We start from the raw sequence: 17,402 nt of genomic DNA on the forward strand, positions 1-17,402 counted from the left end.
CCTACGGAAAAACATCCGGCCCTAAGGCTACCAGGGACTACTCGCCCGCGCCTTCGGCTCTCCATGGCTCGCAGCGAGTGTAATAGCGATACCTACCCCACCGGAATTACCACGCAAAACAACCGCTTGCAGTTTGGCTTGGTTGTTGACGAAAAAAAACAGCGCGTTGCTAATTTTCATCACAATACGGTAAAAAGCTTTTTAGAAATGGTGGGGGCATTAGGCTTAGACAATCCTAGTGATTTAAAACCTTCGCACCTTATGAGACGTACAGGGGTTGATGAGGTTAAACGTTTTGAACAGATTTATGATTATTTAACGCCAGGACAATTGTTGGGTTCCAATATACCCGAAAGCTATAAGAAAGATTGGGAGGCTGCCGACCCAGTACATTTTTAAAGGAAAACCTGGTTGCTTCAACCAGGTTTTCCTTTAATTAAGCCACATCATAACCACCCGCAACCGCTGTATACACCTGTACAATACCATCAAGCAATTGTGCTTTTTCTTGAATTAAACTCAACGTACTGCGCTCCAAATTGACTTTGGCATAAATCACCGTCCGATAATCTTTCGCTCCTGATTTATATTGAGCTAAAGCCAGCACATAAGCTCTTTTGGCGGCCAAATAGCCTTTCTTCGTTTGCAAATAGGCCAACTTATTCTTTTGCTCATTCGTCAATGCATCATCGACATCAGCAAAGGCACTGCGTAGTGTTTCTAAATAATTGTAATAAGTTGCTTTAAACCCTGCTTTCGCTGATTTAATGTTTTGATAAGCGCTCGGATTAAAAACTTTCATGGAGGCTACCGCCTGAGCGACCCACAAATTAGTACTTATTTTTAAAAGATTGGTTAAATCCACGGAAGCCTTACCCACTAAACCGGTTAAACTAATGGTCGGGAAAAATTCCGCATAGGCAACATCAATTTGTGCATAGGACATGTTGACATTATTGGTGGCCACCATAACATCCGGACGATTTTTTAAAACCGAAGAAGGCAGCTGTTTCGGAATAATATGATTTACCTTAAGTGCCAATAAGCTGCGTTGCGTTTTCACCGGCCCTGGATTTTGATTCAATAACAGCCGAATGGTATTTTCACTTTGAGCAATAATTCCTTCAATCTGTGGAATCCTCGTTTCTTCTTGCGCCAATTGCTGGTCAATACTGGTAAGCGTTTCTAAGTCACTGGCACCTTTTTGGAAACGTACCTGTTCCAATTGGCGCAATTTCTTTAAATCACAAGTTAATGCCCGCTCCACTGCCAACTGTTCGCGCTGACTCAAGAGCATAAAATAGCTGCCACTCATTTGGCTAATGATGCTCAATTTGGTTGACTGCACTTGTGCTTGCTGTATCGCTAAAGAGGCTTTGGCCGATTTAATATTGCTAACATTGCTTAAGGCATTCACCGTATAGCTGGGTACAAAACCCGCATAATAGCCTCTAAATCTTGGTCTGGGAAAATTGGCAAAAAATGAGTTATTGGCCAATTGGCTACTGGGAGTAATGTGAGGATTCCAGGTGCCGCCGGTAAAACCGCTGGCACTGGCATCAAATGTTGGAATCCACGCATATTGCGCGGCCTTGAGCTGGGCTTGTGCCTGTTCAATGGTTGCGTAGGAGCCTTTAATGCTGTCATTGGTTTTCAATGCCTGAACAATAAGATGTGTCAATTGCGGATCATTCATCGTGTTCCACCAGGCAACACGATTTAACTCCGTCTTATCTTGGACATATTTGATTCCACTGCGAGTACTCTTAGGGTACGTCACCTGCTCATTGACCTTGCAGTCTTTACAACAGCCTCCGAGCAAAATAATCAACACGGTGCAAAAAATCATCGTTTGTTTCATTAGGGTATGTCCTAAAATAAATAGTACTGACTTATAGACAACCGGCTTGGCCCGCTATCTCGTATTTATCTTGCTTTTAAATCCGAACTTATGGGTACCGCGTTCAAGCTGCGGTAATTCGGCAGTGTTATTGGGAAGGACGTTCCCCCCAGTATTAATCAAGTTTTGTTCTAAATATTTTTCCTGTTAGGAAAACTAAAACCACCGCGATCAGGATAATCGGTAAAATATTTGGCACAATCTGGCCTATAGTATTGCCCTTCAATAAAATTCCCCGTGTTATTCGCGTAAAATAAGTCATCGGCATACATCCTCCGATTACTTGAGCCCAACCCGGCATGCCATAAAAAGAAAAAATATAGCCGGATAAAAACATCGAGGGTAATTGATAAAACACACTAAGCTGCATGGCCTGCATTGGTGTGTTAGCTAGGGTGGAAAAGATCATCCCGACCATTAAATTGGCGATAATAAAGGGCGCTGCAGCAATATAAAGCAATACAACGCTGCCTTCCGTAGGAATATCAATAAGCAATTTACCAAAAACTAAAATACTGGTTAATTGCAAATAACCTAACACAATATAGGGTACCACCTTCCCTAGAATAATCTCGGTTGGTTTTAACGGAGTACTCAATAGCATTTCCATCGTACCGGCTTCTTTTTCCGAGGTAATGGCGGTGGAAGTCAGCATGACCATCGTAAGAGTCAGTAATACGCCTATAAGCCCTGGTACAATGTTATAAGAACTAATGTTGGCTTCATTATAGAGTCGATGGATGGTGAGGTTCACACTTCTTGGCGATTTTATGGGAGAGGGTGCACCTAAACCTTGTTTATTGAAGGTATCCAGCGTTCGATTCAATATAGGTAGCGCATTACCGAGCGCACTGGCACTACTTCCCGGATCGGAACCATCAATTTCCACCAATAATTGTGGGTTTTCATTCCGAATGTATTTCCGGGTAAAATCAGGGGGAATGGTGAAAGCCAAACTAATGTTACCATTGGCAAAATCTTGATCTTTTTCAAACTCACTGGATTCTTTAGTCTGCACTTTAAAATAACCAGAAGCCTCAAGCCCACTCACATAACTTCGCGTTAAAGGCGTGTTGTCGTAACTAATAACGGTGGTAGGTAAATGCTTGGGATCAAATTCAATAGCAAAGCCAAAAAGAATGAGCAACATAATGGGCAAAATGACGAGCATGGCAATGGTGCCGCGATCACGAGTGATCAAAATAAACTCTTTGCGGATTAAGCCTGTCAGACGTGCTAGAGAAATACCTTGAACATGTGTCCACTTCATCGCATTAGCCCAATAAAAACCTCTTCAAAAGAGGGCGTGACGTCTTTAAATGATACCTCAGCATGCTCCTCGATAAGCTTCTGTAAGGATTCGTGATTACGTGAGGAAATCCGTAACTCATTATTAACAATAGATACCAAAACATTAGGATAGCTGCCATTAATTTGTTCCATCAACGAACTTTGTTCCTCTCGCATTATTTTCGGCACATAGGCTTTAACATGAGATTGTGGAACCAGGTCATTGGTACGCCCGGCGTACAATAATTTCCCTATATTGATGTAAGCCAAATCCGTACACTTTTCAGCCTCATCCATATAGTGGGTGGTCACCAAAATAGTGGTGCCATCACGTAAGGAAATCTTATGTAAATAATCCCAAAACTCTTTTCGCGCTTTAGGGTCCACCCCGGCGGTAGGCTCATCTAAAAAAAGCATTTGCGGTTTATGCAGTAAACTACAAGCCAAAGCCAAACGCTGCTTCCAACCACCCGATAAATTACCGGCTTGTACTTTACGATAACGCTCCAGCTCCAAATCATCGATCATCTCCTCAATGACTTGAGGTGCATTTTTTACTTGGAAAATATCAGCGACAAAACGTAGATTTTCATACACCGTTAAACCGGTGTAAAAACTAAATTTTTGCGGCATATAGCCAGTATGTTTTTTAATTTCATCACTTTGCGTGCGAATGTCATAACCTAAGCAATAACCCGAGCCATCCGTAGGAGATAACAAACCACAAATCATGCGAATGGTGGTGGTCTTACCACTGCCATTGGAACCAAGAAAGCCGAAAATGGCCCCCTTCTCTACTTGTATAGAAATATGGTCTACTGCCAGTTTTTTATCGAACTCTTTAGTTAAATTAGTTACATCAATGGCAAACTCACTCATCGGCTAATTCCAAAGTTACTGGCTGCCCAAGATGTATTTTTTCTAAATCAGGAGTATCAATCCTTGCCTCGACCCTAAAGACTAAGCGCTGGCGCTCTTCACGCGAATAAATAATAGGCGATGTATATTCAGCAATGTTGGAAATATAGAAAATGTGCCCTGCCGCAAAAAAGTCATTGTCATTGGTTTTAATATTAATTTTTTGATTTAGCCTTAAGCGGTTTAATTGCGCCTCGGGAACGAAAAAAATCGCCTTGATATTATTTTTGGTAATCAAGGAAAGTACTGGATAACCTGCCTGCACAAACTCACCGCGGGTATAGTAGGTATCAAAGATAATTCCACGCTCCGTAGCAAAATTTTCTTTGCGGGTAACCTGCCATTTCTTATCAGCCGTATCCACCTGGCTGCTTTTAATTTTGGCATCAAGATCTGCCAATTGTTTCTTGGAAACCGTTAAATCTCTTTGCGCAGCATCTAAGTCATTTTGGCTTGCGGCATTTTGCTTGCGCATATCCACGATACGGCGATAATTCACTTCATTATAATGAATTTGGCTTAAGGTTTGTTCGCGTTGCGCTTGTAGTGATTGTTTACTTAACTCACTCATCTCGACACGATAAAGCTCGCTGGTTTGCTCCAGTTTAAATAGAAATTGGTCCTTGGGAACTAACTGGCCTCGAAGTACGGCAAGCTCAGTAAGCCGCCCCCCAAAGTCTGCGGATAGGTAAACAAGATCGGCATCGACATAACCGTTAAACAAGTTATCTTCCTTCTTGCAAGCCGTTAGTGATAGAAAAATCAGCCCAAAGAACCACAACTTACGCATGTCATACCCATCCTGAGTTTTATTGCTTCGCCGCAAATTTTAAGCATCCTATCATATGCTTAAGAGTAATTCCTGTCAAAAACAGGACCTAGCCCGTATTGCGACTGAGTCTAATACGGGTTACGAATTCTACGCTTTCCACTTGATGTTGCAGCCTATACTTGGCTTTTGCTCTGCACTTACGGGTTCTCCAGCTAAAATACACTCCAAAGTCGCTTGCAAATGCTCTCCGGTTAATGGTTTATTATTTCCCGGGGTCGAGTCATCAAGACAACCACGATAAACGCATAATAAATCCTTATCAAATACATAAAAATCTGGGGTGCACGCGGCCTGATAAGCCTTCGCTACGTCTTGGCTTTCATCGTACAAATAAGGAAACATATAAGGAGCCAGTTGTGCTTCAAGCTGCATTTTTTCTGGGCTATCATCGGGATAGTTTTCCACATCATTGGAACTAATCGCAATAAAGTTGATTCCCTTGGGCTGATACAGATTGGCTAATTCAACCAGCTTAGGTTGTACATGTTTTACATAAGGGCAATGATTACATAAAAACATAATTACGGTGGCAATGGCCGATTTGCCTTCCTGGAGACTCAACATTTTATTGTTGCGGGTATCCATTAAATTAAAATCGGGCGCTTTGCTACCTAACGGCAGCATGGTGGATGGTGTTGCAGCCATAAAAATTCCTCATTATTTAGCGATAAGGTATAGTGCTCTTGTTTATTTGCTAAGTAAAGGCCGTGATTCATTGACTTTATTCGAGCGAACAGTGTTATACTTAAACTAACCCGGTGGGGAGTGATTTTCGAACCAATGCTAACAGCATGGGAGGCATCCTGCAGTCGGTGTTGTGCAAGCCTACCTTGGAGTAGGAAGCCTGAACCGATTCAATCGTCACCCACTTGAACCTCAGGGTTCAAAATCCATGCCTATCGGGCTACCTTTATCCATTCCTACCTATGCTTGGCTTGATGCCGTGTTCTTCATAAGACCGCTGTACAAAGTTCTTAAAGAACGTATCCGCAGAAACACCACAACGATTAAATAGATACTTTTTCGGTACGGTATGTGCGAAGTCTTCGCCAATTTTGGTATTCGGCGCTTCCATTTTGCGGTTGCGTGCTTTTTCCTTTTCCTCGTGCCTTACCTTCTGTAACTCGTTTACTCTGTTACCATCAATTACTTCTTCGTTTTGGCACGCAACAATTTGCGCATTAATCATTCCTTTTAACTGTCTACGTTGTTCTCTTAGACCAAGATGCAAGGAACCTTCATGAGGAATGTCCAGGTCATCCTGGGTTTCAACCGTACGTTTATCTCGCGGAGTACGTACCAGCATGTAATCACGAAACGCCTCAGGAATATCCTGAAACAGTTCCGCAATGGAGGCATACCAGGCAGAGTTGACAATGACAAGCGTACATAAAAAACCGAGTATCCCACCAATAATAGGAATGTTCTCGACATGGCTCAAAATGAGTTTTAGGCTTGAGGCAAAAGAACGATCATTAAATAAATTAACCGTCTTACCCTGCTGATGAAAATACCAAGCCACACCAGTAGCAATCCCTCCGCCAAGAGATAAACCATTTAAAGTAATATTTTCAGGGGAAACCCCCTGATCTAATAATCGTTGAACCTGAGCAATACCATCGACAATTAAATGGCGCATGAATTTAACCTGGCCTTGGCTGCGGCCAACATTACGATAGTTAAAGCCAATGATATTCGTTTGCAGATCACGCGCATTTTCCTGCATCTCGACTAGCGATTGCTCATAAACTTTAAAATTGCAATTAAAGTTTATGATAAAGGTTTGATGTTGAGGTTCTAGTTCTTGTTGCGCGCGATGCCTTATTTCCAAAGTATCGAGTTGTGCCTCATCGAAAGTTACTACTGTATGCTGTTCATGCAGCAAGACCTCGTCATCGAACTGGCTAAGCTCACTAATGAATAGAGAACTAAAATCCTTTTCCTGAGAAGGTAGAGCAAACCGACCGAAAAAAGCATCAAGCCAGCCGGGAACCGCTGAAAAGTTAAATAAAGGGTGATGTTCATGTGGTAACGGTAATTTCTTGGGTTCAGGGGCATGATATCGCACGGTTACAAACCTAAATCATAAGAAAATGAGACCCGATTATTCCCATTTTATTTACCACTTGTCAAACTTTAGCTCATCTACGTCATCCCAAACGAGGTGGGAGATAACGTACTTCTTAAGTCGCCTCACCCTTAATCAATTGCTCTTTCAATAAAAGATACTGGTCTCGCACTTTAGCCGCCGCCTCAAACTCCATATTTTTAGCATGCACATACATTTGCTTTTCTAAGGTATTAATATGTTTTACCAGCTCTTGGGTAGACCAATGCAAATACTCAGGAGTCGGCTCAGCAACAGCCTCCTTGCGCTTACCGACATACGCACTTTCCATAATATCCTTGATGGATTTATTAATTCCTTTAGGAATAATTCCATGCGCTTCATTAAATGCCTTTTGTTTATCACGGCGTCGGCTCGTCTCATCCAACGCGCGTTGCATGGAGCCCGTAATCTTATCGGCATACAGAATCGCACGCCCATTCACATTACGTGCTGCACGGCCAATGGTTTGGATTAAAGAACGATCCGAACGTAAAAAGCCCTCTTTATCGGCATCAAGTATGGCAACCAAAGCCACCTCTGGCATGTCCAAGCCTTCACGCAGTAAGTTAATGCCCACCAAAACATCAAAAACACCTAAACGTAAATCACGAATAATTTCCATACGCTCCACAGTATCGATATCCGCATGCAAATAACGAACTTTTATCCCATGTTCATTTAAATAGTCGGTCAAATCTTCTGCCATACGCTTGGTCAAGGTGGTTACTAACACTCGGGCGCCCGTCTGAATCACTTGACGTGCCTCGGACATTAAATCATCAACCTGAGTACGTACCGGCCGTATTTCTACCTCTGGGTCAATTAATCCAGTAGGACGAACCACCTGTTCGGCCACATTATCGGAATGCTCTTTCTCATAAAGGCCGGGAGTTGCCGAAATATAAATCGTTTGTGGTGAACGTCCTTCAAATTCCTCAAAACGCAGAGGACGATTATCCAAGGCTGAAGGCAGGCGGAAACCATATTGCACTAAGGTTTCTTTGCGCGAACGATCCCCACGATACATCCCGCCAATTTGCGGTACGGTTACGTGAGATTCATCAATAATCAACAAAGCCTCTGGGGGCAAATAATCAAACAAAGTTGGCGGTGGCTCTCCGGCATTACGTGCCGATAAATAACGAGAATAGTTTTCAATTCCTGAACAATAGCCCAACTCCAACATCATCTCAACATCAAAACAGGTGCGCTGTTCCAAGCGCTGCGCTTCCACCAACTTATTTTGCGCATTGTATTCCGCCAATCGCTCTTGCAATTCCTCTTTCACCCAATCCACAGTTTGTAAAATACGCTCTCTCGGAGTCACATAGTGAGTTTTAGGGAAGATGGTAACCCGAGGTAGGCGTTGAATCACCTCCCCGGTTAAGGGATCAAATTGGGCAATATTTTCGACTTCATCGTCAAATAATTCAACACGAATAGCAATGCGCTCCGAATCCGCCGGAAAAATATCAATTACATCGCCATGCACCCGAAACTGTCCTCGCTCTAAGGCCATATTGGTACGGGTATATTGCATTTCGGCAAGACGTTTTAAAATTTTACGTTGTTCAGATTGTTCTCCACGGGAAAGATGTAATACCATACGTAAATAAGAATCAGGGTCACCCAAACCATATATTGCAGACACGGTAGCAACAATAATTGCATCTTTACGCTCAATTAGTGCTTTCGTAGCCGAAAGTCGCATTTGCTCAATGTGTTCATTAATGGATGAGTCTTTTTCGATAAAAGTATCTGAAGAAGGCACGTAGGCTTCAGGCTGATAATAATCATAGTAGGAAACAAAATATTCTACTGCATTATCAGGAAAATAAGCCTTAAACTCTCCATAGAGCTGTGCGGCCAAAGTTTTATTAGGCGCCATAATTAAAGTAGGGCGTCGCATAGCCTGAATAACATGGGCAATAGTAAATGTTTTACCCGAGCCAGTAACCCCCAAAAGGGTTTGCTTGGCTAAACCGGATTTTAAGCCGTCAATTAACGAGGCAATGGCTGTTGGCTGATCACCAGCAGGCTGATAATTGGCATAAATTTTGAACAAATCTTTCATACGTATAAGTATATCTCATAGGAGTAATAAATGGAGATCGTATTAGCAAATCGCGTGCAAAAAGTGAAGCCATCACCAACGTTGGCTGTAGCTGCTAAAGCTACCCAATTACGTGCGCAAGGACATGATGTGATTAACTTAGGCACTGGCGAGCCTGATTTTGACACACCTGCATACATTAAGGAAGCCGCGATAAATGCGATTAACCAAGGGTTTACCAAATATACTGCAGTAGACGGCATTCCTGAATTAAAAGAAGCGATTAAAAACAAATTCAAAAAAGATAATGGTTTGGATTATCAACTAAATCAGATTTTAGTTTCCGTTGGTGGCAAACAAAGTTGTTATAATCTTTGTCAGGCATTATTAAATGCTGGTGATGAGGTAATCATCCCCGCACCTTATTGGGTTTCCTACCCAGACATGGTGTTATTGGCTGACGGTGTACCGGTAATTATTCAGGCCACACCTGCACAACATTACAAAATTAATGCGCAACAATTAGAAGCAGCAATTACCCCAAAAACCCGTTTATTGTTCTTAAACAGTCCGTCTAATCCTTCTGGAGTTGCGTACACTTTAGATGAATTAAAGGCATTAGCCGACGTGCTGAAAAAACATCCACAAGTTATTATTGCCACTGACGATATGTATGAACATATCATTTGGAGCCAATCCTTTGTAAACATCCTAAACGCATGCCCCGAATTATATGAGCGCACGGTGGTATTAAATGGCGTATCCAAAGCCTACGCTATGACCGGCTGGCGCATAGGTTATGCAGCAGGCCCCCTCCCCTTAATGAATGCGATGAAAACCATTCAATCTCAATCCACCTCAAACCCATGCTCTATTGCTCAACGGGCAGCCGTAGCAGCCTTAAATGGCGGCAATGAAACCGTTTTATCAATGGTTGAAGCCTTCCGCCAGCGCCATGATTATGTAGCAGAGCGATTACAAAAAATTCCAGGCGTGGAAGTAATTCCTGCTGATGGCACCTTCTACATATTCCCAAGCGTACAAGAAGTCATCAACAAACGCGGCTATGCCAATGATCTGGAGTTTTCCGAAAAATTATTAACCGAAGTAGGTGTTGCCTTAGTACCGGGTTCTGCATTCGGTAACGAAGGCTGCATCCGCCTCTCGTTTGCCACCAGCATGGAAATACTTAAAGACGCCATGGATAGACTGGAACGTTTTTGCAAATAAACCACACAGTCGTCATTGCGAACCAAGTGAAGCAACCCAAAGCGCCATGCCACGGACTACTGGGTTGCTTCGTCACTGCGTTCCCCGCAATGACGAAGCATTATTTGCCCCCCCTTGCATTTTAGCCCCGTAGTCATTGCTGACGAATTTACATACCCTTAAACCTTATGCAAACAACTAAGATTTTATTTTGATAACCACCCTACAAAAGAACGATTTTTTTTCTTTTTGAAAAACAAAAAACCAAAAATAAAAATATCTAAAAATTTATTACAATATATGCTTGACCGATGCACAGAATCGTTTTAAGATTCGCACATATTCCCCGGTAGCTCAGTCGGTAGAGCGGATGACTGTTAATCATTAGGTCGGCGGTTCGAGTCCGTCCCGGGGAGCCAAGCCTAGTAAGGGTTTTGGCGATAAGGCTCGATAAACCTAACTTACCGTGGGGCACTGGTGGGGCACTTGAGAATAACAAGTGACAACAACACACAAGAGAATCGGCATGAGTTTTCTTTCAGCCAAACGGCTCTTATCACTAATTATTGTAAGCACTTTCTTTATAGTTAACGTATCTTCGTCTGCAACGATCCCAAAAGCTGCTCAATCAACATCAATTCAAAAACAATTAGCAGAGCTTGAAGCCTCTTCTAAAGGACGAATCGGTGTTTATGCTATTAATACGGCAAACAACACGCACCTGGGATATCGTGCAAATGAACGCTTTCCTACGGGCTGTACTTCCAAAGTCATCGGTGTCGCAGCTATTCTCAATAAGAGCATGAATGATAGTGCTTTGTTGTCGCAAAGAATAAGCTACTCAAAAAAAGATTTAACCAATTGGAACCCCATTACTGAAAAGCATCTTTCATCAGGTATGACAGTAGAGCAACTATGCGCTGCTTCCATTAGTTACAGTGATAATACCGCTATGAATCTTCTAGTTAAAAAAATGGGCGGACTAGATCAAATGACTCTCTTTGCTCATTCCCTTGGTAATACTTCGTTTCGCCAAGATAATGGCTGGCCAGAAGAAGCTTATTCAGGTGGAAAGGGAGATTTAAAAGATAGCTCCACCCCCAAAGATATGGCAAGCAGTTTACAAAAATTAGCATTTACTGACGCCCTAACTAAACCTCAAAGAGAAATGCTAATCTCCTGGCTAAAAGCCAATACAACAGGGGATTTTCGAATTAGAGCGGGTCTACCTAAAGAATGGACTGTGGCAGACAAAACTGGTACTGGCGGAGCCTATGGCACAACTAATGATCTTGGAATTATCTGGCCGTCTAATTGTGCCCCTATCATCATAGCTATTTATTACACGAACAATAATAAAAGCGCAGTAAAGCGAGAAGATATCGTTGCATCAGCTACGCAATTATTGATCAATAAATTAGCTCAAGGCGATCAGTGCCTCGGGAACAATATGGATAAGGTTACGAATAAAATTACCAATACAACTAAAAGTATTTAAAGAGAAGTATTCTCAAATCATAAAAAGCAGATTAACTAATATGTATGAATTGATACAAGCAGAAGAAAAGCATATCGAGCAACTTGTCCCGTTACTAGCCAGCACAGGATATTGGGATTTTGGCTTAAAAAATAATACACTGAATATAAGTAATCGTGAATTTATGAAAGAAGCAGTTGTTAAACCCCACTTGCCCTTTACATATATCTTAGTAAAAAAAGAAGATGATGAAATGGTTTTGGGCACGGTTGTCTGTACTACTAAAAAAGCACTTTCCAATATGGCCGCCAGTAAGTATGACTCATCTATTGACCCCAGAATAGCCGATTTATTCCAGAATATATTTGCTTTTGAAATAACAGAAAGCTATCACATTAGCTTTCTTGCGGTCTCAAAAGAATTTCGCGGTAAAGGATTAGGAAGAACATTATTAGAGTACGCAGAAATGAAAGGGGAATCGGAAGGATGCGATACTCTATCCTTATATACCGTCAGTTGCCAAACGAGTGCCGTTAAATTATATCATCGATTTGGGATGATGATCACTAAGGTCATTACTGTTTCTGATCGAATACAATTTCCCCACTTTTTATATTTTGAAAAAAATAAAACATTGATGACTCAACATGATTATTTTGATACAGAAGAGTACCAAAAACTTGATGTGGCAAATCTATTAGATGAAAAGAATTAATTCGTATTCATATGTTTTGGGGTTTAGTCTTTGGTCAATGTTGTTACTAATGCGACTTTATGGTGTTCTTCCCTATGAAAAAATTTCTCAAATTTCCGCACAGATAGGATTATGTTTACATTTATTTATGCTGTTTACAGTTTTTAAAGTCTTCATCAATACACCCCGTGCTGATCAAAAAATTCTCTTCTGGCTTATTCTCATCAATATAGGCTTATTTTTAAATGACTTGGCTTTTTATTTTGTTATTTACTTTCCTAAAAATTATAATTTGAATCTTTCATTTGCTAGTTTTGTAATAGACATTATACCTTACTCTATTTGGAATATTTCTGTATTAATTTTTCTTATTAGTCTGGTAAAAGAAATTTTTACTTTAAGGAGTTTTATAAGGATATTTTCACTATTATTGCTAATTAATTTATTGATTATATTTATATTTTTTAATTCCATTCCGGCTATTTTTAATTATTTATCATGGCAAAATATCTCTCAAATAACAAGCTCATTAGTAGAACTTATTATTTATAATTTAAGTATCATGTGTCTTATTTATTCTGAGAAAAAAGGGTTATCATTTGTTGTTATTGGTTTAATTATTCTTATTTCTGGCGATTTTATTATCACTTATTCTTTTCTTTCGCAAAGCAACTCTATCGCAACGTATGGAGAACTTTTTTGGCTTTTAGGCCTATTATGTATTTTCTTTGGAATGCTTGAGCTTAAAAGCCAAGACTGTTTTATAAAAAATTGGTTTCGCTCACCTAATAGCATTAAAGGTAATTTGGCATTGTGGGCTTTTGGAATATCCATTGTTAATATTCTGCCCTTTTTTGGCTTAGCTTATTTATTTGCCCCATTGAGTAAAAGTGTTTTTATAGTTTTGCCTCCATTTCTTATGCTCACTTCTGTCCTGGTAGTCAGCTTCTCTCTTTTCGCAGCAAGGCATTTTGAAACACCTTTCAAAAAAATTGCCCATAATATTGAGTCGCTGATGCTCGACAACGATAAAAGTAAATTCAACAAAAATTTTGTGATAGAAGAATTTATTTTTCTACAGGAATTTATCTTAATGGTGTTTGACATTAAGGAGGAACGAGAGAAAGCAAAAAAGGCACTAACTTCATTAACAGCACAAGTCGCCCATGATATACGTTCTCCTTTAGCCGCATTAAACACTTGCTTAAATATATTATCTACCATGCCTGAGAAACAACGACTTTTGATGCGAAATGCAGTTAATAGAATTAACGATATTGCGAATAATTTGCTTCACCAATATACAGATAAAAATAAAGATACCGCGGCATTACCTCTGCATTTACAATCTTGGCTTTTAGCTCCTTTACTAGAGAGTATTATTTCCGAAAAAAGATTACAGTTTGAAGGACGTCCTATTGAATTGAAAGAGATTATAACGAACGAAGGTTTTATAGCGTTTGCTCAATTTGATGCCTCTCGAATGAAAAGATTGTTATCTAATCTAATCAATAATGCTGCAGAAGCTTTTTCGACAAAGGGTAGTAAAATTACACTGATTTTAGATGCCTGTAATGAAAAAATAGCTCTGAAAATAAAAGATGATGGATTTGGCATTGCAGCTGATTTATTGCAACAAGTATTCGATGAAGGAATCAGTTTTAAAGAAAAAGGTTTTGGATTAGGACTTCCAGATGCGAAAAAAAATATAGAAGCATTTGGTGGGACACTACAACTGCATTCGGTACTAAAAGAAGGAACAACCGTTCATATTACCTTGCCTCGTTCAGAATCTCCTCCTTGGTTTGTGCCTGAAATTTGTGTTTCACCTAATATAGAAATCGCTATTTTAGATGATGATCAATCAGTACATGGTGCATGGAATCAGCGTCTATCTGCTGCTTCAGAACACTTAATAATTCATCATTTTAATACTATTCAGGCTTTTTCAGATTGGTATACCTTGCAATTAAACCCGATTCAAATTTTTTTCGACTATGAATTAGTAGGTGAATTCAAAACAGGCTTAGATATATTAGAAAGCCTAAAGCCAGGGAATCAGACCATTTTAGTTACTAGCCATTATGAAAATCCAAATATTATTGCTCGTTGCCAACAAGCTGATGTCCAGCTTTTGCCTAAAAATTTATTGTCATATATCCCCATTAAATTATGGGACATGAATAGTTGTGCTTAATCGATGGTACCTTCCTAAGGTTGCATGGAATTCATGCACTACAGTAATAAAGGTATAGGAGCAACAGAAAAAATATATGGATGAAAAATTAGATTTTTTTAATCACATATTGAGGCGAGCAGGATTGTTTGCCTTCCCTTTGACACCATTGAGGTAGAAATCTCAAATTAATACTGCCAAAATATGACAGCATGAATTTTTACAGGTTTATACTTTGTCTAAAACCCAGCGTCTTTTTGACCTCATCCAAATCCTGCGGCGTCACCGCTATCCAATTAGCGGAAAACAATTAGCCGAAGAGCTCAATGTAAGCCTTCGTACCGTGTACCGCGATATAGCTACTTTACAAGGGCAAGGAGCCTCAATTGAAGGTGAACCAGGTATTGGCTATATATTACGTCCAGGATTTATGTTGCCTCCATTGATGTTTTCTGAAGAAGAAATCGAAGCATTGGTCTTAGGCTCACGTTGGGTAGCACGTAGGACTGATAAGAAATTAAGACTTGCTGCAACCAATGTCTTAGCTAAGATATCCGCTGTGCTTCCAGAAGATCTTCGGCAACAACTTGAATTTTCAGGTTTACTCATTGGCCCTGTAAAAACCACGGTAGAAAATGATGATGAGAAAGAAGCACTAATACGTCTTGCTATTCGTAAAGAGCATAAGCTTCAAATAACATATATTGATGTTAAAGGAGATGAGTCTCAACGCATTATTTGGCCGCTGGCACTTGGTTTTTTTGAAGAGGTTCATGTTATTGTCGCTTGGTGTGAGCTTAGGTCTAACTTTCGTCATTTCCGCACGGATAGAATTGTCAATTTAGTGCAGCTAGAAACACGTTATCCCAAGCCTCGCCAAGCCTTGCTAAAAAAATGGCGTGAAATAAATAATATTCCTGAGCAATAAGCTCCTTCACTACTGACAGAAACTGTCACTCTATGCCAGTACAATAAGTTAGAACATACAATTACTATTTAAAAGGGAAAACATTATGCTCGAACCAAGTGCCGTTGTACTTTATGTCGATAATCTTCTAGTTAGTAGCCTGTTTTATCAGGATTTACTTGGAATAAAACCCGAAGAAGACTCCCCCACATTTCATTCTTTCAAATTATCAAATGGAATGGGTTTAGGTTTGAAGGCGAAACATTCGGTTGAACCACTCACTAATGAAAATGGTAGTGGTGAACTAGCCTTCACACTTATGAATAACAGAGAGGTTGATGAGTTATTTGTAGAATGGCAAGGAAAGGAAATACGCATGGCTCAGTCACCAACTGTTGTACCTTATGGCTATACTTTTCTTGCACTAGATCCAGATGGCAATCGACTACGGGTTGTCTCACTCAGAAAATCATAATGTCAAATTGGATCGCCGTTGCTTCAGCAGAGCATGTCCAAAAAGGTCGATCATCAGGCTTCATGCAAGTTTGCCATGGTAAAGGTGCCCCATTACGACGTATGAAGCCTAATGATTGGGTTGTCTATTATTCACCCACTGTAACGTTTAGAGGCAAAGACAAATTACAATCATTTACCGCCCTAGGACAAATTATAGATAGAGAGCCTTATCAAGTCGATATGGGTAATGGTTTTTGCCCATTTCGACGAGATGTGCTGTGGTTTGACGCTCAAGCAGCACTTATAACACCACTGCTCGAACGACTTGATTTCACAAAAAATAAAAAAAGCTGGGGATATCAATTTCGTTTTGGACTTATAGCAATCAGCGAACATGATATGCAACTGATTATTAAAGCCATGCAAGTCCCCACTAACGATTAATAAAAGGAGAAAATCCAAATGTCAGCTATAGAGTCCATATTAAAACATGTTGATAGCTTTACAGTAAGAGGTCTCACCGTAAGAACTAAAAACAGCGATGAATTCAACCCAGAAACCGCAAAATTACCTAACCTGTGGCAACAATTCTATTCCAGCAATCCAACCCCTAACACAACTATTTTTGGTGTATATTCAGGCTATGAATCTGATACAGAAGGTTACTATGACGTTACTGCAGGCACACTCAATAACAATCAAGGTGCTGAATTAAGTGTTGTTACAATCAATTCAGGCAATTATCTTGTATTCCAGGGTAAAGGCGCAATGCCCCAAACAGTCATTGAGGCATGGAAACGTGTCTGGGATTATTTTACCGTAGACAGTCCACATCAACGTTGTTTTATGACTGACTTTGAAGAGTATAAAAATGGTGATGAAGTAGCTATTTTTATCGGCGTAATTTGATTGTTTAATCTGGATTTTTCTATTAATAGAGCATCGCTAATGCGGCTTAGATCCGTACGATTTCGCCAATTGAACTTCCGAGTCGTTGCCCGCATTGATTTTTGTGCCGCTTTACTGACTGCTGGAGTGATGCTAGCAAACATACTGTTGCGTTTGCTGTTCTTCACTGCTCTTGGTCTGAAGGTATATCCCAAGAAGTCAAATGACGTGTTGTGATACTTTCCTTTTCGGCTTCCATCTTTGCAATAAACAATCTTAGTTTTATCTGGATGTAGCTCTAATTCACATTCTTCAAAACGTACCGTTAATTCGCGTAGTAGCTGCTGCGCTTGTTCTTCCGTTCTGCAGTGCACAAGACCATCGTCGGCATAACGACACCATGGTACATCTTGATCTCACATTCCGCACCATCCCATCTAAATTTTCTCAATTAGTTATTTGTCCAAATTTCCAACAATCCAATTTAAATAA

At 40.3% G+C, this 17,402-nt stretch carries 15 protein-coding genes, 1 tRNA gene, 1 other RNA gene and 2 pseudogenes; 11 read left to right on the forward strand and 8 right to left on the reverse strand.

Annotated elements, in window-relative coordinates:
- Positions 1–399, forward strand: a pseudogene (locus ACQY7T_RS09175) (hypothetical protein); the annotation flags it as partial.
- A 37-nt stretch (positions 400–436) separates the two neighbouring features.
- Here the strand turns inward: ACQY7T_RS09175 and ACQY7T_RS09180 are convergent.
- From ACQY7T_RS09180 to ACQY7T_RS09200, 5 genes are all read right to left on the reverse strand, one after another.
- Entirely contained in the window at positions 437–1,861 is a 1,425-nt protein-coding gene (locus tag ACQY7T_RS09180; protein WP_428412874.1) for a TolC family protein, read from the reverse strand.
- A 154-nt stretch (positions 1,862–2,015) separates the two neighbouring features.
- On the reverse strand, positions 2,016–3,170 hold the full coding sequence (locus tag ACQY7T_RS09185; protein WP_428412875.1) for an ABC transporter permease: 1,155 nt from the start codon (positions 3,168–3,170) through the stop codon (positions 2,016–2,018).
- A complete protein-coding gene (locus tag ACQY7T_RS09190; protein ID WP_428412876.1) occupies positions 3,167–4,069 on the reverse strand; it encodes an ABC transporter ATP-binding protein in 903 nt (300 codons plus the stop codon). The genes ACQY7T_RS09185 and ACQY7T_RS09190 overlap by 4 nt, the downstream gene beginning before the upstream one ends.
- Positions 4,062–4,898, reverse strand: a complete 837-nt coding sequence (locus tag ACQY7T_RS09195) for an HlyD family secretion protein (RefSeq protein WP_428412877.1) — start codon at positions 4,896–4,898, stop codon at positions 4,062–4,064. Before ACQY7T_RS09195 ends, ACQY7T_RS09190 begins: the two co-directional genes overlap by 8 nt.
- 129 nt (positions 4,899–5,027) lie before the next feature.
- Complete coding sequence (locus ACQY7T_RS09200; protein ID WP_428412879.1) at positions 5,028–5,585, reverse strand: thioredoxin family protein; 558 nt, start codon at positions 5,583–5,585, stop codon at positions 5,028–5,030.
- A gap of 104 nt (positions 5,586–5,689) precedes the next feature.
- Here ACQY7T_RS09200 and ssrS point away from each other — a divergent pair.
- Positions 5,690–5,850: non-coding RNA, 6S RNA (ssrS, locus tag ACQY7T_RS09205), on the forward strand.
- Here ssrS and ACQY7T_RS09210 read toward each other — a convergent pair.
- Positions 5,851–7,008, reverse strand: a complete 1,158-nt coding sequence (locus tag ACQY7T_RS09210; RefSeq protein ID WP_428412881.1) for a hypothetical protein — start codon at positions 7,006–7,008, stop codon at positions 5,851–5,853.
- Positions 7,009–7,123: 115 nt separating this feature from the next.
- Positions 7,124–9,124, reverse strand: coding sequence for an excinuclease ABC subunit UvrB (gene uvrB, locus ACQY7T_RS09215; protein ID WP_428412883.1), 2,001 nt, complete (start codon positions 9,122–9,124; stop codon positions 7,124–7,126).
- Positions 9,125–9,154: 30 nt separating this feature from the next.
- Here uvrB and ACQY7T_RS09220 point away from each other — a divergent pair, with 30 nt between their 5' ends.
- From ACQY7T_RS09220 to ACQY7T_RS09260, 9 genes are all read left to right on the forward strand, one after another.
- Positions 9,155–10,333, forward strand: coding sequence for a pyridoxal phosphate-dependent aminotransferase (locus ACQY7T_RS09220; RefSeq protein WP_428412885.1), 1,179 nt, complete (start codon positions 9,155–9,157; stop codon positions 10,331–10,333).
- A gap of 322 nt (positions 10,334–10,655) precedes the next feature.
- Positions 10,656–10,731, forward strand: a tRNA-Asn gene (locus tag ACQY7T_RS09225).
- A gap of 107 nt (positions 10,732–10,838) precedes the next feature.
- Positions 10,839–11,810 carry a class A beta-lactamase gene (bla, locus tag ACQY7T_RS09230; RefSeq protein ID WP_428412886.1) on the forward strand — a complete coding sequence of 324 codons (972 nt, stop codon included), beginning with the start codon at positions 10,839–10,841 and terminating at the stop codon, positions 11,808–11,810.
- Between the two features lie 40 nt (positions 11,811–11,850).
- Complete coding sequence (locus ACQY7T_RS09235) at positions 11,851–12,504, forward strand: GNAT family N-acetyltransferase (RefSeq protein WP_428412887.1); 654 nt, start codon at positions 11,851–11,853, stop codon at positions 12,502–12,504.
- A 49-nt stretch (positions 12,505–12,553) separates the two neighbouring features.
- Positions 12,554–14,680, forward strand: a complete 2,127-nt coding sequence (locus tag ACQY7T_RS09240; protein WP_428412888.1) for a sensor histidine kinase — start codon at positions 12,554–12,556, stop codon at positions 14,678–14,680.
- Between the two features lie 214 nt (positions 14,681–14,894).
- Positions 14,895–15,587 carry a helix-turn-helix transcriptional regulator gene (locus ACQY7T_RS09245; protein ID WP_428412889.1) on the forward strand — a complete coding sequence of 231 codons (693 nt, stop codon included), beginning with the start codon at positions 14,895–14,897 and terminating at the stop codon, positions 15,585–15,587.
- 85 nt (positions 15,588–15,672) lie between these two features.
- Positions 15,673–16,041, forward strand: coding sequence for a VOC family protein (locus ACQY7T_RS09250; RefSeq protein ID WP_428412891.1), 369 nt, complete (start codon positions 15,673–15,675; stop codon positions 16,039–16,041).
- Positions 16,041–16,466, forward strand: a complete 426-nt coding sequence (locus ACQY7T_RS09255; protein WP_428412892.1) for an EVE domain-containing protein — start codon at positions 16,041–16,043, stop codon at positions 16,464–16,466. Before ACQY7T_RS09250 ends, ACQY7T_RS09255 begins: the two co-directional genes overlap by 1 nt.
- Before the next feature lie 18 nt (positions 16,467–16,484).
- A complete protein-coding gene (locus tag ACQY7T_RS09260; protein ID WP_428412894.1) occupies positions 16,485–16,931 on the forward strand; it encodes a GyrI-like domain-containing protein in 447 nt (148 codons plus the stop codon).
- Here ACQY7T_RS09260 and ACQY7T_RS09265 read toward each other — a convergent pair.
- A pseudogene (locus ACQY7T_RS09265) lies at positions 16,856–17,305 on the reverse strand (reverse transcriptase domain-containing protein); the annotation flags it as partial. The gene ACQY7T_RS09260 and the pseudogene ACQY7T_RS09265 sit on opposite strands and share 76 nt — an antisense overlap.
- Positions 17,306–17,402 lie beyond the last annotated feature (97 nt).

The sequence above is a fragment of the Legionella sp. genome (assembly GCF_965140895.1).
Classification (GTDB): Bacteria; Pseudomonadota; Gammaproteobacteria; order Legionellales; family Legionellaceae; genus Legionella.